We start from the raw sequence: 23478 nt of genomic DNA on the forward strand, positions 1-23478 counted from the left end.
GATAGACCATGGCTGTCACCGCACTCTCCTCCTCCGGGATCATCCCGCGCCTGATCAAGATGCGCGAGCAGATGGACACCCTGCAGGCGCAGTTCGCGAGCCAGATGAAGTCCGACACCTATGGCGGGCTCGGGCGCGATCGCACGCTGTCGGTCAACTTCCGCCAGCAGATCGCCGCGGTCGACGCCTATTCGTCCAACATCGACATGGTGTCGCTGCGCATCAAGCTGATGGACACGGCGCTGACGCGGCTCGGCGAAATCCCGTCGGAGGTGAAGGGCGCCGCCGACCCCAACGCCTTCGAGGTGCGGCTCGACGGCAAGACCGACGCGCAGAAGACGGCACAGATCGCCCTCGACGAAGTGACCGGGCTGCTCAACTCGGAGGCCAACGGCCGCTACCTCTTCGCCGGCAACGCGAGCGATTCGAAGCCCGTGGCGACCTCGGCGACCATTCTCGAGGGCGGCGGCGGCAAGGCGGGCTTCAACAGCTTCGTCGACCAGCGCCGCCGCGCCGATCTCGGCGCCGACGGCCTCGGCCGCCTGGCCGTCGCCTCGAGCGGCAGTACGGTGACGGTCGGCAAGGCGGCGCCGGTGTCGGCGGAGTTCGGCTTCAAGGTCACGGGGGTCAACTCGACACTGTCGAACACCAGCGCGGCCGTCGCCGGCGACCCGGCGCAGCTGTCGGTGACTTTCACCGGCGTGCCGGAGGCCGGCCAGACGATCCAGGTCTCGCTCGGCAATCCCGACGGCACCACCTCGAACATCACGCTGACGGCGAGCCACGGGCCGGAGATCGCGAGCGGCGAGTTCCTGATCGGCGCCGATGGCGCTGCGACCGCGGCGAACTTCCAGTCCCAGCTCTCCGCCGCGATCGCCACCAAAGCGCAGACGGATCTCCGCGCGGCGTCGGCGATGGCGGCGGCGGACGATTTCTTCGACACCGCCGGCGGCCGGCTGCCGCAGGCGGTGGACACCAGTGGCGGCGTTCCGCCGGAGGAGGCGGTCGGCCTCACCGACGCCGACCCGGCCACCACCGTGATCTGGTACAGCGGCCAGAACGACCCGATCGACCCGGCCGACAGCAGCACGCGGCCGCGCAACGACGTCTCCGCCCGCATCGACAGCTCGATCGACGTCGCCTACGGCGCCCGCGCCAACGAGGAGGGCTTCACCACGGTGGTGAAGGCGCTGGCGGTGCTCTCGGTCGAGAGCTTCAGCACCTCGGTCGCGACGGACGAGAAGCGCTATGCGGCGCTGACCGAGCGGACGCGCGCCGCGCTCTCCTTCCCGAACGGGGCGGCGAGCCCGGAGGACATCCACGCCGAGATCGCCGTCGCCGGCCGCGCCGCGACGCAGGCCGCGACGCGCCACATCGCCACCAAAGGCGCGATGCAGGAGATCGTCGAGGGCGTCGAGGGCATCGACATCGAGGAGGTCGCCGCGCAGATGCTGCGGCTGCAGACGCTGATGCAGGCGAGCTACCAGACCACCTCGATGCTGTCGCAGCTGTCGCTGACCAACTACCTCTGACCGGGTTGCGGCTCGCGCCGTCCCGGCGGCGGGCGCCGTCGCGTCAGTCCCAGTCGACGCCGATCGCCGCGCCGCGCGGCGTGAAGCGCAGCGTGCGGCCGCCGAGCTCGACGCCGGCGCGGCCGTAGGCGGCGTAGGCCGTCGTCTCGGTGGCCGGGGGCGCCGCCGTCATCATCATCTCGCGAACACGGGGCGCGATGTCGAGCACGGTGCCGGCGGGCGCGCCGAGGCGCAGTCCGCAGGTGCCGGCGGGGAGAGCCGCGATCGTGCCGCTGCCGGCCTCGCCGAGCGGCGGCGCGACGACGGCGGCGGAGATCTCGCCCGCAATGACGTTGAAACAGGTGCCGCCGCCCGGGGCGAGCAGCGCCTCGACCAGAAGTCCAGATGCCGTCGCCGGTGTCGCCGCCGTTGTGGTCGGCGCCGGGGCCACTTGCGGCTCAGCGGCGGGCTCCGTATCCGCCACCCGGGGCGTCGGGTCACCGTCCGGTGCGGCGACCGCGGGTGCATCGGCCGGCGGGCTTGTCGCGGCCGCCGTCGCCGTCGGGTCGTCCGCGGGCGGGGCGCCGTACCAGGCCGCCGCCGCGGCGAGCGACACCACGACCACCCCCGCGATGGCCATCCGTCGCACCGACCGGCGCGGGGCGGCTTGCGGCGGCGGGCCACCGGGCAGCAGCACGGTCTTCTCCGTCGCCGGCCGCACCAGCGCGGTGCCGCGCAGCGCCGCGATGCCGTCGCCGACGGTGGCGCAGCGGTGAACCCTCAGCCCCGGCGCCTCGAGCCCGGCGAGGATCCCCTCGGCCGCGGCGAGGTCGCTCGGCTCGGCATTCGCCGGCAGCAGGACGATGACCGGGGCGGCGCCGGCGTCCGTGATCGACGACAGCGCCGACGTCATTTTTTCGGCCAGCGCATAGCGCTCGGCGCGGAACACCTGGCCGGCGAGCGGGCGGCGCGGATCGAAGGCGAGCGAGCCCGTCGCGACGACCACCGGCCGCGGCCCGCGCCCGAGCGCCGCGGCGAGGCCGTCCTGGTCGCGCTCGGCGAGGTGGGCGAGCAGCACGGCGAAGTTCCAGCTGTCGCCGCCGTCGATGTCGCGGCCGAGCTGCAGGATGAACTCGGCGTCGTCGCCGCCCGATCCCGGCAGCCCGAGCGGCCCTTCGGCCGAGACGAAGGCGCGGTAGCGCGGCGACATCGCCAGCGGCTCGAACGACGCGTCCTTCAGCACCACCGAGCGCGACCGCGCCGACGGGCGGCGGCGCGTGATCGCGACGATCTCCACCGGGCCGGCGGGGGTCGGGATCAGGAACCGCGCGGGCAGGGACGACGGAGCGGTCACAGGGCAGTCTCCGGCTGAGGGCGGGCGGTTCGGTGCAGTCGGCCGGGGTGCCCCGGCCAGGGCGTCACTCGAGGGCGATCAGCGCGGTGGGCTCGCCGAGGACGGCGACCGCCTCGGCGCTGCCGGGCGCTGCCGGCGCGAAGAAGAGCTCGATCAGCCCCTCCTGCGGCGGCGGCAGGTCGAGCACCACCGAGGCCCCCAGCCACTCGGCGCGCAGCGCCGCGGGTGCCGGCGCGCCGGCGGGCACCTCGATCACCAGCGCCGCGATGCCGTCATCGCCGGCCGGCAGCAGTTCGACTGCGTAGACGCCGATCATCCGGGTCGCGGCGGTGGCGTCGGCGGCGGCGTAGGCCATCGGCGAGCAGGCCATCGCCCGGGCGGCGATCATCCGGCCGAGCACGTTGCGGGCGACGGGATCCTCGCGCAGGCGCCGGGCGGTGGAGAGGTCTACGACATCGCCGGCCCGGCGGCGGGCATGGCGCCAGAGCGCGGCGTGGTCGAGGGGCGGCGGGTTCGGCGCGGGGTTCCGGGCAAGGCTGTCGATGACGGCCTCGGCGAGGAGCTGGCTTTCGACGTCGGCGGCAGGAGCCGGCCCGCCGTCAGACGGATTCGCGATCATTCTGGGACTCCGGCCTGGCATAGAGGGACTGGAAGGCGGCGGTGAAGACGGGACGGTCGGCGGGATAGGCGGCGGCGTGGCGGGCGGCGGCGCGGGCGAATTCCCGCGTCTCGGAGAGCAGCCCGGCGATCGCCGTCATCGCCGGCCGCAGCGCCGCGGCGAACGCCTCCGGCGGCAGGTCGAAGCCGCGGCGGCGGATGCGCTGGGCGCGCGGCAGGCCGTCCCGGTGCGGGCCGTCGCCGGCCTCGACGATCGAGACGGCGACGTTGCCGAGGTGGCGGACGTCCTCGTCGAGCTGGCGCAGCACGGCGGCGTAGTCGTCGCCGCCGATCTCGTCCGGCGCGAGGGCGCCGAGCCGGCCGTGCCGTCCGGCGAGGCGCTTCTGCTCGGCGCCGAAGGCGAGCGCGCGCAGGGCGGTCAGCCGCCGGTCGCGGTGGACGGGGTCGAGGCCGAACAGCGTCGCGAGGCGGTCACGCTCGGGCCCGGTCAGCACGTTGGGATGCTCGGGGACCGCGCGCAGCCAGTCCTGCGGCGTCGGCGCGTCGTCGTCGTCGGTGTAGTCGTCCCAGAGCTGATGCGGGCGATCGAGGGACGTCGGATCGGCAAAATCGCTGTAGGCCTTCTCGGCCCTGTCGCCATCGGCCATCCGCGGCGACTGCAGCGCCCGCTCCAGCGCGACGCAGGTTCGCACCACGGTCTCGAACAGCGAGCGCTCGCCGGCGGCGATCTCGGCGGTCCAGGCGGCGAGGATCTCGGCGTCAGAGAAGCGGGCGGACCTGGTGTTCGGATCATCCTTGCGGCCCGTCCCTCCCAAGGCATCCAGCAGCCGGCCGTGGCGGCGCAGGAGGTCGTGCTGGGGAAAATGCCGTTTGCGGTAGTCGTAGGCGATACGCGCCAGCGCCCGGGTGGTGCGGCCGGCGCTGTCGCCGTCAGCGGGATCGACCGCGTCGAGCACCGCGGTCACCTCGCCGATCTGCGCGGCGGCGTCGGCGACGAGCAGGAAGTGGACAAAGGCGAGGGCGTCGACGATCTGGCTGCGCGAGAGCGCGAAGGGCTGGCCGGGGAGGGCGTAGACGAGCGCTCCCGCCGGTGGCAGGTCGCCGGTATCCGCAACTGGCCGCGCCGTCGCCGGCCGGGCGGCACCGCAGCGCTCCAGCGCGGCGAGCAGCGCCAGGATCCGGCCGGCGTCGAAGCAGAGCTCGGCCAGAGAGGTGCGGGCAAAGGCCGGGTCGGCGTCGATCGCCGCGGCGGCGAGGATGAGGGCGTTGGCGGACAACAGCGCCGGGCGATCGTGGCGGCCGGTGCCGGTGCCGGTGACGGCGGCAGCAAGGCGGCGGATCCGGACGGCGCCGAGGCCGCGCAACAGGGCGACGTCGCTGATGTCGTTGCGGGCGGTCTCGTCGATGACGGCGATCTCGTCCATCGTATCCTCCGTTCGAAGACGCCCGGCCGGCGCCGGGGCGGCGGCGCCGGCCGGGCGGTCGCTCAGCGGGTGCGGATCTGGGTCACGTCGAAGACGTTGCCGGTCTGGGCGACGGTGCCCTTGGTGCCGAGATAGTCGAGCAGGAGCCGCAGGTTGCGTGACATGCGGCCGTCACCGGACGAGGTATTGTAGGTGTATTCGACCAGACCGCGCATGCTGCGCAGGGTGGCGTGGCCGGTGTAGCAGCCGAACTTCGACATGATCGGTTCGAACTGATTGATCTGGTCGTCGTCGAACTCGCGGAAGCGCAGCACGAAGGTGTCGGGCATGCCGGCGCAGTCGGGCGCGGGAGCGGCGGCGGCCGTCGCGGCGACGGCGGTTCCCTCGGCGCCGGCCGCTTCGTCGGCGACGACGAAGCCCTCGAGCTTGTCGGCTAGGGTTTCGCCGAGCGCGTTGGCGATCATGCGCGCCTCGGCGCCGATCGTCTCCAGCAGGCACTCGCTGTCGGTGCAGGAGCGCGGCAGCGGCTGCAGCGGGAACTCGGCCACCTCGAAGGCGCCGATGAACTGGCCGCTGTGCACGTTGAGCATCCGGCCGGCGATGCGCACCTTGGGGCGCAAGATGTTGGCGTGCTCCGAGCGCACGACGGAGGCATAGATCTGGAAGATCACCGCGACGTTGATCCGCGGCGTCACCGAGCGGCTGATCTCGAGGAACTCCGCATCGGTGCGGCGGGTGCGGTTCACGTCGGTGAAGCCCATCGTCGTCGAGGTCTCGTCGAAGACCTGGAAGCCGCGGAGATTCATCGTTTCCTGCAGCTGGGTGATCACCCGGTTGAAGATGCGGTTGTCGCGCGGGATCGTGTCGACGTCGGCATCGTCCGAGAACACCATCACGGTGACGTTGCGGCGACCGAGATCGGACTGGGCCGCGGCGGGCGCGACAAGGCCGATTGCGATCAGCAGCGCGGCGCAGGTCCTGGCGAAGAATTTCATGGTTGCCCCCCAAAGGCTGTCGACTGAGCGTCGTTGAAATCGGTCCGGCGCGGGGCGCCGGTCACTCGGTGCCGGCGACGAGGATGACCTCGACGCGGCGGTTGCGGCCGTCCAGCGGCGCCGCGGGTACCCGCGGCTGGCTGGCGCCGAAGCCGACGGTGTAGAGACGCTCCGGCTCGATCGGGAACGCGTCCGTCAGGTACTGGGCGACGGCCGCGGCGCGGGCCGCGGAGAGCTTCAGATTGTAGCCGGCGCTGCCCTTGGCGTCGGTGTGGCCGGCGACGAGGAAGGCGTAGGGGCCGAGTTCGCGGCCGGCGAGCGCCCGGCCGAGATCGGTGAGCGCGGCGCGGGCCGTCGCATCGAGCTCGGCGCTGTCGAAGGCGAAGAAGATATCGAAGTCGAGGCTGCGGCTGTGGTCGACCAGCACGGTCTGCGGCCGGTTCGCCAGCGAGGTCGCGGCGACGCGGGCCGGGCGGCGGGCGATGCTGGTCGCCTCGAGGTCGGTGCCGCCGCCATCGACGCTCGGCGGGGTGATCGGCGCGAGGCGCCGGATGATCGCGGTGGCGCCGGTATCGGTGCCGCCGGCGAGGGCGGCGGGCGGTGCGGCGACGCCCACGGCGAGGGCGACGAGAAGGACCTGTTTCAGTCGGGCAATCGACGGTGTCATGCGGCACGCCCCCGGTGTTCGAGGATAGACAAGCCTGTCATGGACGCGGGCGTCCCGCTTTTGCGGCCGGGACACGGGAGAAGTTCTAAAAAATACGCGGTGTGAAATTCAGGGTCTGCAACCAGATTGATAGGAAGGTTTGCCGTGCCCTGTAAAGCCCGCAGCGCCGCCCGGAAAATCACCGGAACCGCGCCGGGCGGGCCGGCCGCGGTGACGAAATACGGTCCTCCTCGTCCCTTCCACCTTCGACGCCGGACGGGTTCCGGCCCCGAGCACGAAGGGACCACCAAAATGCGCTTCCTGACCAAGGCCATCGCCACTGCCGCGGTACTGGTCGGCCTCGCCGCCGCCGCCGCTGCCGCCACCGACCGCACGGCGCCGGTGTCGCTCGCGTTCTCGACGCGGACGATGACCGCCCATGTCGACGGGGCCGCGATCCATCGCTTCGACATGGCGTTCCCGAACGGGGCGACCGACGTTTCCGGCCGTGCGGCCAGCGATCTGCGCCGTCAGTTTCCCGCCATCACCGCGCTGCTCGCCCGCAAGGAGCAGATGATCGTCGCCGTCACCTATCCGCGCGGCGACGTCGCGGCCCGTGACCTCGCCTATGCCAGGGCCCAGGCGATCCGGGTGCGGCTGCTGGCGGAATGGTCGCAGCTCCGCGCGCACCGCTTCGTCGTCGCGGCGCTCGCCGAGGATCCGGCGGCACGGCAGGCGGGGGGTGTGCTCGTCGCGCCGGTGGTGGTGGATGCGAGGCCCGGCGAAGATGCCGACCGCAACGCCCGCGCCGTGGCGCTGGATTCCGCCTTCGTCGGGCCGGTGGTCGCGGAAATCGAGCTGCCGGCCGCAGAGCCGGTGCTGGTCGCGGCGAGCGAAGCGGCACCGGTCGCGGTCCCCGCGCCGCGTCCCGTGGCCGACGTTCAGGTCCTGGCGGAAGCGCCGGTGCCGGCTGCCGCCGGGCCGGTGCACGCCGCCGGGCCGGAGCCCGTGAGCGCGGCCGAACCGGCGGTCGCCGCCGTGCTCCCGCCGCTGCCGATGCCGCGCCCGGCGGTGGCTGTCGCCGCTGCTCCGGCGGCGCGGATCGCGGAGGTGCTCCATGTGCCGGTGCCGGCGGTGCGGGTGGCCGGCGCCCCCCGCGTCATCCTCGCCGCCCCGGCGACGCGCCCGGCGCAGCAGGTCGCCGACGCCCGCCCGGCCGCCAGGACCGCCGCGGCTGCGAGCCGCCCGCCGATCGTGACGCCGAAGCCGGCTGCGGCGCCCCGTCCCGCGGCCGCGCTGACCACCGTCGCCGCCGCGCTGCCGGCACAGACCTGCCCGCGCCCGGCGGTGATCATCGACGATTTCTATCCGGGCGGGCCGATCGTTCCGTGCCCGGCGGACGTGCAGGCCTTCTGAGGATCGGCGGCGGGGTGGTGCCGGACGGCCCGCTCCGCCGCCTCGCTTGACTCGCCGCAGGCATGCATTGTTTCATCCCTGCAACGGGGAATATTGCCCTCGCCGCCGGCCGGTCGTCGACCGAAGTGTTTTCAGTGCCGGATCAATGCGTTCTGCTCTTATTCGCGTCGTTCCTTGGGGGGAACAGCATGCGTCCCGTGTCGATCGCCCTGATGCTGGCGGCCCTGATCGCCCTCGGCGCGCCCTCGCGGGCCGAAAATCTCAACGACCTGCTCAAGGCGCCGGTGCAGCGGGCGCAGGACGGTCTCGCCGCCGACCCGCTGGCAGCAGCCCCCGCGCCGGTAGCGCCGGCTGCTCCGCTGGCGGTGGCCCCGGTCGTGGTGCCGGCGGCACCGATGCCGGTGGCGGTGGTGCCGCCGGCGGCCGTCGTGCCGGCGCCGGCCGGTCCCGATACAGCCGCCGCGGCGCCCCTCGGCAAGGCGGCCCTGCGCGACCTCGCCCGGAACGCGACCGTGCTGGTGCTGAACCTGCGCACGGTGAAGAAGGGTGGCGGTCTGGTGATCGCGAGTACGGGAAGCGGCTTCTTCATTGATCCCCAGACCGTGATGACCAACAGCCACGTCGTCGCGGGGGCCGAGAAGCTCATCCTGTCGGTCGCGGGCGCGGGGCCGGTCGTGGCGGAGGTCGTCTCCGACACCTTCGTGCACGAGAACGGCCGCGCCGACTTCGCCCTGCTGCGCACGTCTCGCCCGGTCGGGCTCGCCACGCTGGCGCTCGGCACGCCGGTCGACAGCCTGACCGAGGTTTTTGCGGTCGGTTATCCCGGGGTGGTGACGGAGCGCGACCAGGGGCGGCTGGAGTTGCTGCAGGGTGATCTCAGCGCCGCGCCGTCCGTGGTGATCTCGATCGGTACCGTCCAGAACGTCATGGACAACGACAGCGGCGTCGAAATGATCACGCACTCGGCGATGATGCACCGGGGCAACAGCGGCGGGCCGCTGCTGAATGGCTGCGGCCAGGTCATCGGCGTCAACACGCAGATCAGCCTCGATCGGGCGGCGCTCAACGTCGGCGGCAAACCGCTCGTCGACAAGAGCGGCAACTCGGTGGGCAACGTCGCGGTGCATGGCGGCTTCGGCTTTGCGCAGTCGGTCGACGAGATGCGCCGCTTCCTGCGCTCGCGGCAACAGGCTTTCGCGGTGGCCGGGCCCTGCGCCGAGTAGGCGGCGGCCGGGCCGGGCTGCGGATCGAGGTTATCTCCGCCCGAACCGGCGGAGCGAATGTTTTGCACGGCGATCCCATGGGCGGGGACGCCGCAATGGGGGGTTAAGCGGATGACTGGTGGAGTGAAGGTGTTCGGCCGCTGGCCGATGATGGCCGTGCTCGGGACGAGCCTCGTGCTGGCCGGCTGCCAGACGACCGGCCAGGGCGCGACGACCGGGGCGATGATCGGCGGCCTCGGCGGCTGCGCCGTCGGTGCCGCCGTCGCCGACAATTCGGGCCAGGGCTGCCTGATCGGCGGCCTGTTCGGCGCGGTCGCGGGCGCGATCATCGGCGATGCGATCGAGCGCGAGCAGCAGAAGAGGATCGTCTACCAGGTGGCCCGCTCGGGCCGCGGCGGCTCGACCGGTACCTTCAAGAACTCGAAGGGCCAGCGCGTCCGCTACACCGCCAAGGTCAAGAAGACCTACAAGAAGCCGTCGGACTCGCAACTCACCTGCCGCGAGATCGAATACGCCAAGCAGGTCGACGGCAGCGCCGCCGGCACGGGTTCGGACACCCGCTGCCAGGTTCGCCTCGCGGGCAAGCCGAGTTGGGGTCTCGAAGAAGACGCGTGATGTCGCCGGATCCGGGGCGGGTTGCCGCCCCGGGTGGTCCGCCAATCTTAGCATCAGGAGGTGAGGGTGAACCGGACCGCGTCCCTGGCACTCGCAGTGCTCGCTGTGTTGGGCACGGCAATCCTGCCCGGCGTTTCCGCCGCGCAGGACGAGGACCCAGGCGCGGCGGCGGTTGTGACCTCACCGTCTCCGAACCCAGAGACCTATGAGTTCGCCGTGCAGTCGACGATCGTCGACGATCTCTGGCGAAAGGTGCGCGCGAATTCGAAGTGCTTCGGGCCTGGCGTAACCCAGCTCGACGTCGACAACGGCGGCGTTCCGCGCAGCAACGAGAATACCTCCGATGCGCTGCGCAATCTGCTGGTGACCAAGCTCAATGCCGCCTTCGATGCGAAGTTCGTCAACGATCCCAGCGGACGCCGGTTCGATCCGCCAGACGATGAAAAGGTCATCCTCCGCGATCGCGTCAATGGCGAATCGTTCGATCCCCATCCCGTCGTCGACCGCTACCGGGACAGGTACCTCTATACGAGCGCCGATGTGACCGGGACACCTCAGGGCCAGTGGCTGATGTCGGTCAGCGCACGCGGTTTCGGGGGCTGCGCGGCGCAGTCCGCAATCTACTTACTGCCGCCCGAGGTCACAGGCCGGCCGGTGGAACCCTTCGACGCCATCTTTGGCCGGCTGGCGGCGCGCATCCTCCAAGTCGTGCAGCGACGGGAAATCATCTTCGTCTATCTTTCGGCGGAGGTCGCCGGCGAGGGAACGGCGCCGGTGAGTTGGACCGACTCATTCGTGCGCGAGGCGCAGATTGCGATCCAGGCGGAGGTTGACCGGGCCTCTCCTCTGTCGGGAGAGGACAAGCCGATCATCAAGGTTCGCCGTCGTGACGAGGGCGCGACGGCCGAGGGGGCGGAGCCCTGGCCGTCGGACGTGGTTGTGGAGCGGCGGCAGAATACCTACCACGTCTATGTCAAAGTCGATCCGCCGCGCCGAAGAGATGCGGTGGCTGAAGGACTGGTCTCGACCGAGGCGCTGCCGCCAATGAAGATGGAGGAGCTCGCGCCGCTGAGCTACGCCGGCGCGACCCGGTCGCTCGGCGCCCGCGTTCTGTCGATGGGCGAGGATCGACGCACGTTGGAGGCGCGCTTTTCGGCGGCTCGGGAAGCGCATGAATATGGCTTCCAACTCGATCGGTCGGGCGTTGTCGAGATCGGCCTGCGGCCGGATGGCGACGGCGAACCGCCGACGATCGCGTTGTTCGGTCTGGATGGCGTGCCCATCGAGCCCAACATGCCGACGCAATCGCCGCTGCTGCGACGCTGGCGTCTCGATGGGCCGGGTATCTTCCGTGTGAAGGCCGAGAACCGCGCCGGGGCCAACGTCGGCTACCTGATGACGTCACGCGTGGCCGATGATGCCTTCCAGCCGGTGCTCGGAGCGGGAACGCGGGTTACACGCTCCTTTCAGGATTGGCAGTCCGGCGTCAACGAGGGCGACGGACGGCGCGGGTGCTTTGCGACCACCGTTTCGACCGGGTGGTCGCCGGCTGGCTGGCGCCCGGTCCGACCATCGATCTGGTTTTCGGTCGAGGCCGATCCCGCACCGGGAACCGAGCTGGAACTCACCCAGTACTTCGATCTCGCCCGCTTCTACCATCCAGATGGGGACGTCGTCGGCTATGTCACCGCAACGGCAGGCGGCGGCTGGCAGCTGCCGCTCTCTGAGTTCGACACGTTGCTGCAGGCGCGCCAGTCCAACGGGTTGATGCAGCACGATGCGCTCGAGGCGCTGACGCTCGGTCAATCGCTGCGGATCGCCGGGTTCACCGCCGATGGACAGCCGGCCGAAGTGCGCTATTCCCTCGCCGGCTATCAGGCGGCGATCAACGAGATGCTGACCAATTGCGGTCGACAGGAACTGCGGCAGGCGCTGATCCGGCGTTGATCCTCCCGGCGTTCCCGGGCGGCGGCTTCGCTGGGCCCGGTGCGGGGGTGGCGGGACATGCGCCATCGGGGCACGCGGGGCGGCGGCGCGTGCGACACCGGGACGGTACTCGCTCCAGAACGGGTCGTTGGGATGGAGGGGTCGCCGGGCATCCGGCCCATCGGCAGGAAAAGCCGACCGGGGGCTACAACAGCGATCGGGTGGTCATCCTGCACGAAATCGCATCGTCCCACGCGCGTCGCAGATGACGCTCAGGCGCTGTCGGACTGCTGCCCGCCGCGCAGGCCGGCGGCGATCTGGCGGTTGATGTTGATCAGCGAGCCGAGCTTCTCGGGCGCCGGGTTGGCGAGCACCCGGTTGGTGTGACTGAAGATGAACAGGCCGAGATTGGCGATGTTCTGCTTGATCGGCACCGGCAGGGGGTTGTCCTCCTGGGTCGCCGACGTCACGAGGATCGTCCAGAGCTTGCGGTTGTAGGTGAGGGCGTCGTCGAGGTCGACATCGCGCTGGCGATCGGGGGTTTCGTCCCAGTTGTCGCGGATCGCTTGAAGCCTGGCGGCGGCCCGGATGAGGAGCGAGGACTCGAGTTCGCGGGGATTAGCGGTCGCCTGACCGGTCCGCTGATACGCTTTCGCTACCTGAGAGTACATGGCCGATCAGCTTCTTTTCGTAGTCGATAAGGGACCTAGCCTCTTTAAGAGCTTTGTAGAGGGCATTGTTTAATATATGGTTACTTATTTGGGTCACATACGGCAGGGTACTGGGCGCCGCCTCGAGTATATCGGTGACGAGTTGGAAGTAGTTTGACTGAAACTCGCGAACATCCTTCGCCAGATACATGATCTGTACGGCGAGGTAGATCCGTTTGGCCGGTGTGTCGGCCAGTGCCGGTGTCAGGATGTCTTTTTCGCGCAGGATCGGGGCGTCGCCCTCGATGTAGAGGCGGGTTCGCTGACTGTCGTTCGTGATGAGCGACTCACCGATGATGATCCGCTCGCCCGGCTTCAACTCGACCTTCAGCGCCATCGAAAGTTTCCCCGCTTCTGCGGCCTCGTCTTCGTGCCCGAGTCAAGCAAGTTCCGCGCCGACGTCCTCGTCAACCGAACAACCTCAGGACGCCCTGTTCCGCCTGCGTCGCGAGCGACAGCGCGGTCGTCGAAAGCTGCTGGCGCGTCTGCAGCGCCAGCATGTTGGCGCCTTCCTCGTTCATGTCGGCGACGACGAGGCGGTCGGCGCCGGTGTTCAGCGTATCCGAAAAGCCGATGATGAAGGATTCGCGGTTCTGCAGCATCGTCATGTTGGTGCCGAACGTCGATGCCTGCAGGCGGATCGTGTCGGTCGCAGCCTTGATCCTGGTCAGCGTCTCGTTGATCTGGCCCTCGGTTGCCCAGGAACTCGCCACGCCGGCAACCGGATCATTGTCGAGCGAGCCGCCGACGGTGCCGCCGGTGATGGTGATCGCCTCGGCCGATTCGATCTTCAGCACGCCGCCGAGGAACGAGGCGCGGGAATTGTCGAAGGTGCGGTTGTACTCGGTGACGAAGTCGCTGACCGTCATCTCGGCGGTGATCTCGATCTCGCCGAGGGCGCCGTTGGCGTTGGTCACGGTGATGACGTTGCCGACGTCGAAGTCGTTGGTGTCGCTGGCGATCAGGCTGGAACCGGTCATCACCGCGCCGTTGTTCAGCGTGATGTTGCGCGTGCCGATCGTGGCTTCGGTCAGCTTCGTCAGCCCGAGTACGCCCGAGGCGTCGGTATAATCGACGTTCTCGATCGTCAGCCGGTTCGAATTGTCCTCGTTGAAGTACAGCGTCAGGCTGTTGTCGCCGCCGGCGAGCAGGTTCTTGCCCTTGTAGCTGGCGTCCTTGGCGAGGCCTTCGATCTGCTCGACGAGGTTGTTGTACTCGGTGATGTACTTGCTGCGGTCGAAATGGCTGGTCGTCTGCAACGCCTGATTGGCTTTCGCCTTGGCGGCATCGACGAGCTTGCCGATCGACGTGATCGCCTGATCGGCGGCCTTCAGGGTCTGGATGCCCTGGCCGAGATCGTCGAGCAGGTTGTTGAGGTCACTCGCGCGGTTGTTGAGGCCCTGCGCGGTGAAGAAGGAGTTCGGATTGTCGAGAGCGCTGTTGACCTTCTTGCCCGTCGACAGGCGGCCCTGGGTCGTTGCCATGAGCTGCGCCGTGTTCTTCAGCGCCGTCAGGCTGTCCCGCGAGGCGTTCGAAAGTACGATCTTGCTCATATTTCCACCGACACAGACGTGGTTAATCCTTCACTAATGAGACCATCACAGTGAAGGAGTTAACGATCAGTTAACCCTGTTCGTCATGAGTCGGCAATCACTCGATTTGGTGGCGTTCGGCGTGTTTTCCCCAGCTTTTCGGGTTTTGCTGCAACGCTTTCGCCGCGGCGGGCCGGTTGCCCGGGCCGCCGCGGCGAAAGCGGGATTCGATCAGAAGAGTCGGAGGACGGCCTGGTCGGCCTGCGAGGCGAAGGACAGCGAGGTGGTGGAGAGCTGCTGGCGCGTCTGCAGGGCGAGGAGGTTGGCGCCTTCCTCGTTGGTGTCGGCGAGGGTGAGCTTGCTCGCGCCCTCGGTCAGCGTGTTGATCAGCTTCTTGGTGAAGTCCTGGCGGATCTCGACGGTCGAGAGATTCGAACCGAAGGTCGAGGCCTGCTCGCGCAGGGTCGACAGCGCGGCGTTGATCGCGCTCACCGTATTGTTGATCGCGTCGTCGGTGGCAAAGCCGGAGTCGTCGGCGTCGATCGCGACGGTGCCGCTGGTGTCGGCGACTTCGGTGCGGTTGAAGTCGGCGTTGTTGGTGCTGATCGTGAAGTCGACGTCACCCTCGACGATCATGGTGCCGCCGGCGAACTGCGCGGTGAGGCCCTTGGTGCTGTTGATCAGGTCGACGAAATTCTGGACCGTGGTGTTCTCGTCGATCGCGAGCTTGCGGGCTTCGTAGCCGTTGCCGTCCTTGATCGAGATCACGTCGCCGGCCTTGAAGCCCGCCGAGGAGACGAGGGTCGAGGTCGCCGTCAGCGCTGCCGCCGTAACCGCAGTCGCAACCGCGGTGCCGCCGCCGGTGGTGTCCTTGTCGACGTCGACGTCGTAGTTCGAGCGGATCGTCAGCGCGCCGGTGTCGTTGTTGAACGAGGCGTCGATGCCGGGCTGGTCTTTCAGGAAATTGACGTAGTCCTGCACCGTCGTGTCGGCGGCGATCGTCAGCGTGTCGGTGCTGGTGCCGTCGTCGACGGTGATCACGTCGCCGACCGCATAGGCAGCCGCCCCGGTGAGCAGCGAGGTCGACTGCAGGCCGGTCAGCGTGACCGTGGCCGTGCCGCCGGCGAGGCCGAACGAGGTGCCGGCTGCGGCGCCTTCCTCGAGCGGGCTGAGGTTGAGGCCGGCCGCCAGCGTCGAGTCGGTGAAGTCGACGGCGCCGATCTTGAGCTTCGAGGTGCTGTCTTCGTTGAAGAGCACGGTCAGGTCGTTGCCGTCGCCGGCGAGCAGGTTCTTGCCCTTGTAGGAGGCGTCCTGGGCGAGGTCCTGGATCTGGCCGAGCAGCTCGTTGTACTGCGTGGCGAGGGCCTTGCGCTCGAACTGGCTCTGGGTCTGCAGCGCCTGATTGGCTTTCGCCTTGGCGGATTCGACCAGCTTGGTGATCGCGGTGATGCCTTCGTCGGCCGCCTTGATCGTCTGGATCGCCTGGCCCATGTCGTCGAGCAGGTTCGTCAGATCGCTGCCGCGGGCGTTGAGGCCGGTCGCCGTGAAGAAGGAGTTCGGATTGTCGAGCGCCGAGTTGACCTTGTTGCCGGTCGAAAGCCGGTTCTGGGTCCGCGACATCATGTCCGCGGTCGACTGAAGCGTCAGCAGGTTCTGACGCACGCCAGAGGAGAGCGTGATATCCGACATGTAGTGCCCCTATCCTGGGTTACTGACCGCTCTTCCTGAGCGGCCCGCTCGTTCTGAGCGGGTTGAGAACCACCATCCCGGATTAACCTTAAACGATGATTAATGCGTCGCAGTCTGCGAAAAATCTCCGTCAGATTGATGGTGGCGCCCCTCGCCGGGGCGCTGAGGGCAGGGTGGCGCGCAAAGAAAAACGGCGGGCACCCGGGGGTGCCCGCCGTTCATTCTGCGTCTTCGTTCGTCGCACCTCGTCCTGATCCTCGACGTCGCCGGCGGGGGCCGGCGCGACGGGTTCAGAACAGGCGGAGCACGTTCTGCGAGGCCTGCGCGGCCAGCGACAGCGAGGTGGTGGCGAGGGACTGCTGGGTCTGGAGCGCCAGCAGGTTCGCGCCTTCCTCGTTGGTGTCGGCGAGCGTCAGCTTGCCGGCGCCTTCGGTCAGGGTGTTGACCATCGCCTTGGTGAAGTCCTGGCGGGTTTCCACGATCGACAGGTTGGTACCGAAGGTGGAGGCCTGCGAACGCAGGGTGTCCTGCGCGGACTTCAGGTCGTCGATGACGGCGTTGATGGCCGCATCAGAGTTGAAGCCGCTGGAGCCCACGACCGCGGTGTCAGCGTTCTCGCCCGAGGATTCGACCGTCAGGTTGACGGAGGATTCGATCTCGATCGAGTCGTCGGTGGCGTTGAACTTCGCCTTGACGCCGCTGATTTCATTGAGGGCGTCGGTCAGGTCCTCGACGGTCGCCGTATCGGCGTCGAGTTCGGCGACCACGCCGCCCGAGCCGTTGCGGATGGTGACGGTCGAACCGGCATCGAAGCCGAAGGTCGCCAGCGTGTCGGTTTCGTCGGCGGTGCCGGCGAGGTCGATCGTGCCGGTGCCCGCGCCGCCGGCGACGGCGGAGAGGCCGAGGCCGGACGAGGTCAGGTCGACCGACGAGATGTCGAGCTTCGACGAGCCGTCTTCGTTGAACGACACCTTGAGGTCGTTCGCCGAGCTGGCGCCACCGATCAGGTTCTTGCCCTTGTAGCCCGAGTCGCCGACGAGGTCGTCGATCTGGGTCATCAGCTCGTTGTATTCCGAGGCGTACTGGTCGCGCTCGTTGGCGTCGGCGGTCGTCAGCGCCTGGTTCGCCTTCGCCTTGGCGGCGTCGACGAGCTTGCTGACGGCCTGGATGCCCTTGTCGGCGGCCTTCAGCGTCTGCACGGCCTGGCCCATGTCGTCGAGCAGGTTGGTGAGGTCGCCGGCGCGGTTCTCGAGGCCCTTCGCGGTGAAGAAGGAGTTCGGATTGTCGAGCGCGGAGTTGACCTTCTTGCCGGTCGCCAGCTTGTCCTGAACCTTCGACATCATGTCTGCAGTCGTCTGCAGCGTGTTGAGGTTGTTGCGGACGGCCGAAGTAAGAGTGATACCAGCCATAATATATTGCCCTTCTGGTCTGTCTTAGAGCGCTTTCTGCGCTACCTGTACTTCTGTCAGGTGGGCTTAAGTTGGCTGGCAAAAGATAATCGAAGAATAACAACTATGGTTAAGTGTAGTTAACCCTAACGTATGGTCTATTTTATACTTTGTCGCAATTTGAATTGCAGGAAGAAACTGCCGCGCGCGCAAAGACCGCGCCTTGCAGAATGCGAGGCACGGTTCGTCAGAATGGTCGGGAAGAGATGAAGGCCCGCGCGGGCGGGGCAGGGGACGCCGCTGGCCGGCGGCGGTCGGCAAGGATCGGCCGACCGCGGGTGCGTCAGGCGGTGAGGTCGTAGACGGGGCTGCGGCCCGGGGCGGCGACCTCGCCAAAGGCGCGCATGGTGGCGCGGATCTTGATCAGCACTTCCTCGGGCACCTGCTTGATCACGTCGCCGGTCTCGACGTCGACGCGCTTGAAGACCAGGTCTTCGGTGCGCTCGTCACGCTCGGTGCGGTCTTCGACGCGCTCGCGCCGTGACGGGTCGCCCGCCGTCTCGGGCGGCTTCTCGTCCGCTTCCGAAGCCTGGAACGAAACCTGACGCTCGGCGGCGAACGCGGCCGGGTCGGTGCCGTTGAGGCGGTTGCGGTAGTCGGTGACGGCTCGATCGCTCGCGTTCACATCCGTGACGACCGCAGGACCGGCGAGTTCCGTCGGAGATTCGGTTCGACCGGTTTCGGGCGGCCGCGGCGTCGGCGCGGTCACGCCGGCAATCACCGGTCTGACGAGGCCGAAATCCATTTCGCGCATCCTCTTTTCAGCGGTTCAGGAAAGCGAAGCTTCCCTACGCTGACGATCGCATGGCGCGACTGAAGAAGAAGTTTGGCGAATACTTAAAGTTTTAACGGTCGTTATCTTTGTTGTGTTGAGAGGCTGCTTGGTCGGCAGCGGCGCGTGCCTTGAAACGCGCGGCGCGGGCGCGGGCGGCGGGCCCCGTCATGGTTAAGCATGGGGCGGCGGCCCCGCCCCGGGACTGGCCGGGGCTGAAAGAATGCAGCCCTCCGGGCGAAAAGCCTCGCGAATTCAATCCGATAGTGCTTTCTGGCCCGGCCGCGACCGGAAGCGGCGGATCAGAGGCTGCGGTCGAGCGCGATGCCGCGGGCGCCGCCATAGGCGCGGGCGGCGGCTGTGGCCGGGCGGCCATAGGTCTGCGGCGTGCGCTGACCCTCGACTTCGCGGGCGACGGCGCGCATCAGGTCCTCGGCGACCTGGTGGGCGGTGGCGAGGACGGCGAGGTTGATCTGCAGGTCGGCCTGCAGCAGGTGATGGCGCTTGCGGATGCGCTGCGTCTCGACCGGGGCGAGGCGGCCGAGGGCGGCGACCTCGCGCTGGGCGCGCAGCATCAGCGCCACATAGACGTCGCTGCACTCCTGCTTGCGCGCCGCCATCGCCGCCGCCGCCTTGAGCCGCCCGGCGCGCACGAGGTCGGTTTCCTCGTCGATGACGGTGGACAGGGCGACGATCGACGCGTCGAGCTGGTCGATCAGGGCGCGTGCGGCCACCTGGCTGGTGACGGGCAGGTCGGCGGGGGTCGGGTCGGTCATTGCGGGTTGGCTTCCTGGATCTGGAGCAGCTGGCGGGCGATCGGTTCGGCGAGGCCGATGCCGCCGCGGGCGGCGAAGCTGTTGGCGTATTCGTCGACGAGGAGCTCCTTCCAGCTTTCGGTGCCGGTTCCGCCGCCGGTGATCTCGTTCTCGCCGACGCCCTCGAACATCGATTTCAGGTAATTGGCGAGGAAGACGGATTCGAAGTCCGAGGCCATCGCCTCGGCGCGGGCGCGCCGGGCGTCGGCGGGCGCCGCCGCGGGGGCGCGGGTGGCGGCGGGCGCCTGTACGGCCAGCATGGCGGCGACGTCCATCACATCACCTCGATTTCGGCCTGCAGCGCGCCGGCGGCCTTGATCGCCTGCAGGATGGAGATCAGGTCGCGCGGCCCGAGGCCGAGCGCGTTGAGGCCGTCGACCAGCTCGCGCAGCGTCACGCCGGCCTTCACCACCGCGAGCTTCTGCTCGACGCCGTCCTGGACGTCGACCTGGGTGCGCGGGGTGACCACGGTCTGGCCGTCGCTGAACGGTTCGGGCTGCGACACCTGCGGGTCCTCGGTGACGAGCACGGTGAGGTTGCCCTGCGCCACGGCGACGGTGGAGACCCGCACCTCCTGGCCGATGACGATGATGCCGGTCGATTCGTCGATCACCACCTTGGCCGGCAGGTCGGGCTCGACGATCAGCTGCTCGATGTCGGTGAGCAGGTCGACGATGTTGCCGTTGAACTTCGGCGGCAGGGTGAGGCGCACGGTCGAGGGGTCGGTCGGTTCGGCGACCGGCTGGCCGAGCAGTTCGTTGACGGCCATGGCGATGCGGCGCGCCGTGGTGAAGTCCGGGTTGCGCAGCGAGAGGCGCACCGTGCTCATGCTGGCGAGCTTGAAGGGGATCTCGCGCTCGATCACGGCGCCGCTGGCGATGCGGCCGGAGGTCGGCACGCCGCGCGTCACGCTGGCGCCGTCGCCCTCGGCCGAGAAGCCGCCGATCGCCAGCGGCCCCTGCGCGATGGCGTAGACCTCGCCGTCGGCGCCGAGCAGCGGCGTCACCAGCAGCGTGCCGCCCTGCAGGCTCTTCGAATCGCCGAGCGCGCTCACCGAGACGTCGATGCGCGCGCCCTGGGTGCCGAACGGCGGCAGGTGGGCCGTCACCATCACCGCGGCGATGTTGGCGGTGCGCATGGTCGAATCGCGCACGTTGACGCCGAGCCGCTCCAGCATCGCCTGCAGGCTCTGGCGGGTGAACGGCGTGTTGTTGAGGCTGTCGCCCGTGCCCTGGAGGCCGACGACGAGGCCGTAGCCGATCAGCTGGTTCTCGCGCACGCCCTCGATATCGACGATGTCCTTGATCCGCGACGAAGCCGCGGCCGGCAGAGCGGCGAAGCCGACCACGAGCGCGAGCGCTGCGGCGGCGAGGCGGACGAAATGGCGTTTCAGCATTGGCGGTATCTCCCGGCCTTCAGAGACGCAAGCGCCGGGCCAAGGCGGCGGCCAATGGAAAGTCCTTATGGATCAATGAAATGCGCGCGCGGCGCCGGCCCGGCTCACCAGCGAGACCGGTTCCGACCGGGCAAGGCCGTCCACCGCCCGGCAGAAACTGCCCTATCGTTAACAACGCATTAACCATTTCGGACCACATGCTTGGGTGCGATGCGGCGGTGCCGCGCCGGCCCGGACGGGGCGGCGACGGGGGTCCGCAACTCGCGATCCAGCTTGAGGGGAACCGCGGTTTCGATGCGCATCACGGGGCTCAATCGGCCGTCTCTCAGCCCTGTCGCCGGCGCGGTTCGCCGCGCGGAGGGTGGCGCGGTGTTCTCGCCCATGGCCGCCGCGACGGGCGGCGCCGCGGCGACGACGGCGGCCGCCGGCACCGCCTCGCTCGCCGGTCTCGACGCCCTGCTCGCGCTGCAGGCGCTGCCCGCCGAGAAGCCGAACCGGCAGAAGACGGTGCGCCGCGGCCACGACGTGCTCAACGTGCTCGACGAGATGAAGCTCGGCCTGCTCGGCGGCCCGGTCGGCGGCGAAGCGCTCGAGCGGCTGGCCACTCTGGTGCGCGAGGGCCGGTCCGAGGAGCTCGACGACCCGGTGCTGGCGGGCCTGATGGCCGACATCGAATTGCGCGCGATGGTCGAACTCGCCAAGCACGGCAAGTTCGTCGATTGAGCGCGGAGCGGCCGAAACCGGCGCGGCCGACGGCGAGGCCAAACGTGCGGCCTGTCATAAAGTCTTGAACAAGGTGTGTTTTCTGCTTCGCCTCAGAGGCGTGGCATTGGCGCCACCGGCAGTTGGCACGCGGGTTGATAGGGCGTTGTGATGCCGGGAGGGGATCGCTATATTCCCGCCGGCACCGGAGCCAAGGAGAGATGGCCGGATGTTGATCGAGCTAGCCGAGGACTATCGACCCTCTGACGACGAGCCGTTCATGAACGAACGGCAGCGGGAATATTTCCGCCGCAAGCTGCTGGACTGGAAGGACGACATCCTCCGGGAGAGCAAGGAGACGCTGCAGCATCTCCAGGACGACAATATCAATCTGCCCGACATCGCCGACCGTGCCTCGTCCGAGACCGACCGCGCGATCGAACTCAGGGCGCGGGATCGCCAGCGAAAGCTGATCTCGAAGATCGATTCGGCCATGAAGCGGATCGACGACGGCACCTACGGCTACTGCGAGGAAACCGGCGAACCGATCTCGCTGAAGCGTCTCGACGCCCGGCCGATCGCCACGCTGTCGATCGAGGCGCAGGAGCGGCACGAGCGCCGCGAGCGCGTCTACCGCGACGACTAGGACCGCGAGCGACCGACAACCACCGGCGTCTCTCTCTCCACGGCACCCTTCGGGGTGCCGTTTTTCGTTTGGGGCGGGCGCTTCTCCATCCGGTTCGAGCGGGCGGTCAACGAGGCGACGGGCACGGAGCGTCCGATGGGGGAGGGGACGCGCCGTGCCCGTGCTGGGGCCGGACGGCGAGGGGAGCGCCGCCGGCGGGCCGGGACCTGCTGCCGATGGGGAGCGGCGGGCGGGGTCCGGGAGGTGGTGTCCGGCCGCGGTGAGGGCGGCCGGACGAAGGTCGGGAGGCGTCAGAAGGGGAGGATGATGTCCATCACCTGCTGGCCGTAGCGCGGCTGCTGCACCTCGGTGATCTGGCCGCGGCCGCCGTAGGCGACGCGCGCCTCGGCGATCTTGGCGCTGTCGATGGTGTTGTCGGCGGCGATGTCCTCGGGGCGCACGACGCCGGCCACCACGAGCTCGCGCACCTCGAAGTTGACGCGCACCTCCTGGCGGCCCTCGATCACCAGATTGCCGTTCGGCAGCAGCTGGGTGACCACGGCGGCGACGTTGGTGGTGACGGCTTCCGAGCGGTTGATCGAGCCGGCGCCGGTCGACGACGAGGCGCTGCTGTTGGAGGCGATGGCGTCGAGTTCGGTGCCGCCCGGCAGCGCGTTGGCGATCGCGTTGCCGATGGCGCCCTCGATGCCCATCGTGTCGCTGCCGGTCCGGCTGCGCTGGGTCGAGTTGGCGATCTTGGCGTTGTCGGTGATGCGCACCTTGACGGTCAGGATGTCGCCGATGTTGCGGGCGCGCTGGTCCTTGAAGAAGCTGCGCGAACCGGACTGCCAGAGCGAGTTCGGGCTGTACTGCACCGGCTCGATCTGCGGCATCGGCATCTGCACCGGCCGGTAGCCGGGGCTGGTGGTGGGATCCTGGATCGCCGACAGCTTCGGCGTCTCGCCGACGGCCTTCAGCCGGTCGACGGTGGAGCCGCAGGCGCCGAGGAGCAGCGCGGGCACGAGGAGGGCCGCCAGCCGGCCGAGGGGGCGCGGGGTCATCGGATCGCTCCTTCACGGGTTTCGAGCCGGGCCGTGGTGAGCGGAGCGGCGAGCACTTCGACTTCGCCGCGGCCGACCACGGTCGCCTGCACGATGCGCTTCGACTGTTCGTTGAGGACGCGGACGGTGTCGCCGGCGGCGCCGTTGTCGAGCACGCGGCCGCGGGCGGTGAGCGCCATGCCCGGCCGCCGATAGACGACGGTGACGAGTTCGTTGCGGCCGACGAGGCGCGGTGCCTCGAAGTCCGCCAGCGCCAGCGCGGCGCCGACGCGCTGCGGCCGGCGGGCGGCGAGGCCGACGAAGCGGTCGGGTTCCCCGCCGGCCGAGCGGGCGACGCGGCGGCGGTCCTGGCGGACGAGCGCGATGTCGTTCGCGCCGACGACGTCGCCGCGCTCGATGCTGCGGGTCAGCACCACGACCTCGATCGTCTCGACGGCCTGGCCGGCGAGTTCGACGATCTCGGGCCCGGTGCCGCGGTCGAGGCTGAAGCGGGCGGTGAAGCGGCCGCTGCCGGTCTGGTGACCGAGCGAGACGAGGGTGAGCGGGGTGCTCGCGGCGGTGACCAGCGAGGCCGGTTCGGCGTCGAAGGTGACGTCGATGGCGGCGGCATCGAGAGCGCCGCGGTCGGCGACGGCGTCGCGGACGAGGTCGCCGAAGTCGTCGCCGCCGACGAGGATGCCGCGGCGGACGACGGCGATCTCGCCGGCGGCGGTGGCGTCCGGCGCCAGCGGCAGGCCGGCGGCGGTGGCGGCGGCGATGGCGTCGGCGGCGGCGAGGCGGCCCTCGACGCCGGGGTCCGGCGCCCGGAACACGGGCGTTGCGGCGAGCGGGCCGGCGGCGTCGAACAGGTCGCCGAGCGTGACGACGGCGGCATCGACGACGACGGAGGTCTTCAGCCGGGCCGCGGCATGGGCGGGCTGGCTGGCGATGAAGGCGACGAGGGCGGCGGCGATCGCCGCGCCCGCCATCACCTGCTTCAGGAAGGTCGCGAGGGTCATGA

At 69.4% G+C, this 23478-nt stretch carries 23 protein-coding genes; 7 read left to right on the forward strand and 16 right to left on the reverse strand.

Translation table 11 applies throughout. The annotated features are described in order from the left end of the window. Positions 1-8 precede the first annotated feature (8 nt). Positions 9-1532, forward strand: a complete 1524-nt coding sequence (locus I5731_RS03330; RefSeq protein ID WP_197309942.1) for a flagellin — start codon at positions 9-11, stop codon at positions 1530-1532. Between the two features lie 43 nt (positions 1533-1575). Here I5731_RS03330 and I5731_RS03335 read toward each other — a convergent pair whose 3' ends face one another. From I5731_RS03335 to I5731_RS03355, 5 genes are all read right to left on the reverse strand, one after another. Continuing rightward, the gene (locus I5731_RS03335) at positions 1576-2865 is read right to left on the reverse strand and encodes a hypothetical protein (RefSeq protein ID WP_197309943.1); all 1290 of its coding nucleotides are present in this window, start codon (positions 2863-2865) and stop codon (positions 1576-1578) included. Positions 2866-2929: 64 nt separating this feature from the next. Next, the gene (locus tag I5731_RS03340) at positions 2930-3484 is read right to left on the reverse strand and encodes a hypothetical protein (RefSeq protein ID WP_197309944.1); all 555 of its coding nucleotides are present in this window, start codon (positions 3482-3484) and stop codon (positions 2930-2932) included. Then, positions 3465-4907 (reverse strand): hypothetical protein, encoded by a 1443-nt coding sequence (locus tag I5731_RS03345; protein WP_197309945.1) that lies wholly within the window; start codon positions 4905-4907, stop codon positions 3465-3467. The genes I5731_RS03340 and I5731_RS03345 overlap by 20 nt, the downstream gene beginning before the upstream one ends. Before the next feature lie 62 nt (positions 4908-4969). Continuing rightward, positions 4970-5902 (reverse strand): hypothetical protein, encoded by a 933-nt coding sequence (locus I5731_RS03350; RefSeq protein WP_197309946.1) that lies wholly within the window; start codon positions 5900-5902, stop codon positions 4970-4972. A 61-nt stretch (positions 5903-5963) separates the two neighbouring features. Next, on the reverse strand, positions 5964-6569 hold the full coding sequence (locus I5731_RS03355; RefSeq protein WP_197309947.1) for an OmpA family protein: 606 nt from the start codon (positions 6567-6569) through the stop codon (positions 5964-5966). Positions 6570-6860: 291 nt separating this feature from the next. Between I5731_RS03355 and I5731_RS03360 the strand changes: the two genes are divergently transcribed. From I5731_RS03360 to I5731_RS03375, 4 genes are all read left to right on the forward strand, one after another. Further along, positions 6861-7964, forward strand: a complete 1104-nt coding sequence (locus I5731_RS03360; RefSeq protein ID WP_197309948.1) for a hypothetical protein — start codon at positions 6861-6863, stop codon at positions 7962-7964. A gap of 188 nt (positions 7965-8152) precedes the next feature. Further along, a complete protein-coding gene (locus tag I5731_RS03365; RefSeq protein WP_197309949.1) occupies positions 8153-9187 on the forward strand; it encodes a S1 family peptidase in 1035 nt (344 codons plus the stop codon). A gap of 111 nt (positions 9188-9298) precedes the next feature. Then, the gene (locus tag I5731_RS03370; RefSeq protein WP_235981496.1) at positions 9299-9802 is read left to right on the forward strand and encodes a glycine zipper domain-containing protein; all 504 of its coding nucleotides are present in this window, start codon (positions 9299-9301) and stop codon (positions 9800-9802) included. Between the two features lie 66 nt (positions 9803-9868). Continuing rightward, positions 9869-11749, forward strand: a complete 1881-nt coding sequence (locus I5731_RS03375) for a hypothetical protein (RefSeq protein WP_197309950.1) — start codon at positions 9869-9871, stop codon at positions 11747-11749. Positions 11750-12000: 251 nt separating this feature from the next. Here I5731_RS03375 and flaF read toward each other — a convergent pair whose 3' ends face one another. From flaF to I5731_RS03420, 9 genes are all read right to left on the reverse strand, one after another. Beyond that, the gene (gene flaF, locus I5731_RS03380; protein ID WP_197309951.1) at positions 12001-12399 is read right to left on the reverse strand and encodes a flagellar biosynthesis regulator FlaF; all 399 of its coding nucleotides are present in this window, start codon (positions 12397-12399) and stop codon (positions 12001-12003) included. Continuing rightward, positions 12347-12775 carry a flagellar biosynthesis repressor FlbT gene (flbT, locus tag I5731_RS03385; RefSeq protein WP_197309952.1) on the reverse strand — a complete coding sequence of 143 codons (429 nt, stop codon included), beginning with the start codon at positions 12773-12775 and terminating at the stop codon, positions 12347-12349. The genes flaF and flbT overlap by 53 nt, the downstream gene beginning before the upstream one ends. Before the next feature lie 70 nt (positions 12776-12845). Next, positions 12846-13991: a flagellin N-terminal helical domain-containing protein gene (locus I5731_RS03390; protein WP_197309953.1), complete on the reverse strand. Its 1146-nt coding sequence runs from the start codon at positions 13989-13991 to the stop codon at positions 12846-12848. 210 nt (positions 13992-14201) lie between these two features. Further along, a complete protein-coding gene (locus I5731_RS03395) occupies positions 14202-15659 on the reverse strand; it encodes a flagellin N-terminal helical domain-containing protein (protein ID WP_197309954.1) in 1458 nt (485 codons plus the stop codon). Between the two features lie 290 nt (positions 15660-15949). Beyond that, complete coding sequence (locus tag I5731_RS03400; protein ID WP_197309955.1) at positions 15950-17068, reverse strand: flagellin N-terminal helical domain-containing protein; 1119 nt, start codon at positions 17066-17068, stop codon at positions 15950-15952. Between the two features lie 322 nt (positions 17069-17390). Then, on the reverse strand, positions 17391-17852 hold the full coding sequence (locus I5731_RS03405; protein WP_197309956.1) for a hypothetical protein: 462 nt from the start codon (positions 17850-17852) through the stop codon (positions 17391-17393). Positions 17853-18181: 329 nt separating this feature from the next. Continuing rightward, entirely contained in the window at positions 18182-18655 is a 474-nt protein-coding gene (locus I5731_RS03410; protein WP_197309957.1) for a hypothetical protein, read from the reverse strand. Next, complete coding sequence (locus I5731_RS03415; protein ID WP_197309958.1) at positions 18652-18969, reverse strand: rod-binding protein; 318 nt, start codon at positions 18967-18969, stop codon at positions 18652-18654. Before I5731_RS03415 ends, I5731_RS03410 begins: the two co-directional genes overlap by 4 nt. Further along, positions 18969-20090: a flagellar basal body P-ring protein FlgI gene (locus I5731_RS03420; protein WP_197309959.1), complete on the reverse strand. Its 1122-nt coding sequence runs from the start codon at positions 20088-20090 to the stop codon at positions 18969-18971. The genes I5731_RS03415 and I5731_RS03420 overlap by 1 nt, the downstream gene beginning before the upstream one ends. 294 nt (positions 20091-20384) lie before the next feature. Here I5731_RS03420 and I5731_RS03425 point away from each other — a divergent pair, with 294 nt between their 5' ends. Further along, complete coding sequence (locus tag I5731_RS03425; protein ID WP_197309960.1) at positions 20385-20813, forward strand: flagellar assembly protein FliX; 429 nt, start codon at positions 20385-20387, stop codon at positions 20811-20813. A 208-nt stretch (positions 20814-21021) separates the two neighbouring features. Beyond that, positions 21022-21438, forward strand: a complete 417-nt coding sequence (dksA, locus tag I5731_RS03430; protein ID WP_235981497.1) for an RNA polymerase-binding protein DksA — start codon at positions 21022-21024, stop codon at positions 21436-21438. A 290-nt stretch (positions 21439-21728) separates the two neighbouring features. Here dksA and flgH read toward each other — a convergent pair whose 3' ends face one another. Both flgH and flgA read right to left on the reverse strand, forming a co-directional pair. Then, positions 21729-22478 carry a flagellar basal body L-ring protein FlgH gene (flgH, locus tag I5731_RS03435; RefSeq protein WP_197309961.1) on the reverse strand — a complete coding sequence of 250 codons (750 nt, stop codon included), beginning with the start codon at positions 22476-22478 and terminating at the stop codon, positions 21729-21731. Continuing rightward, entirely contained in the window at positions 22475-23476 is a 1002-nt protein-coding gene (gene flgA / locus I5731_RS03440) for a flagellar basal body P-ring formation chaperone FlgA (RefSeq protein ID WP_197309962.1), read from the reverse strand. The genes flgH and flgA overlap by 4 nt, the downstream gene beginning before the upstream one ends. Positions 23477-23478: the final 2 nt, after the last annotated feature.

This window comes from Methylobrevis albus (assembly GCF_015904235.1).
In the GTDB taxonomy this organism is placed as follows: domain Bacteria; phylum Pseudomonadota; class Alphaproteobacteria; order Rhizobiales; family Pleomorphomonadaceae; genus Methylobrevis_A; species Methylobrevis_A albus.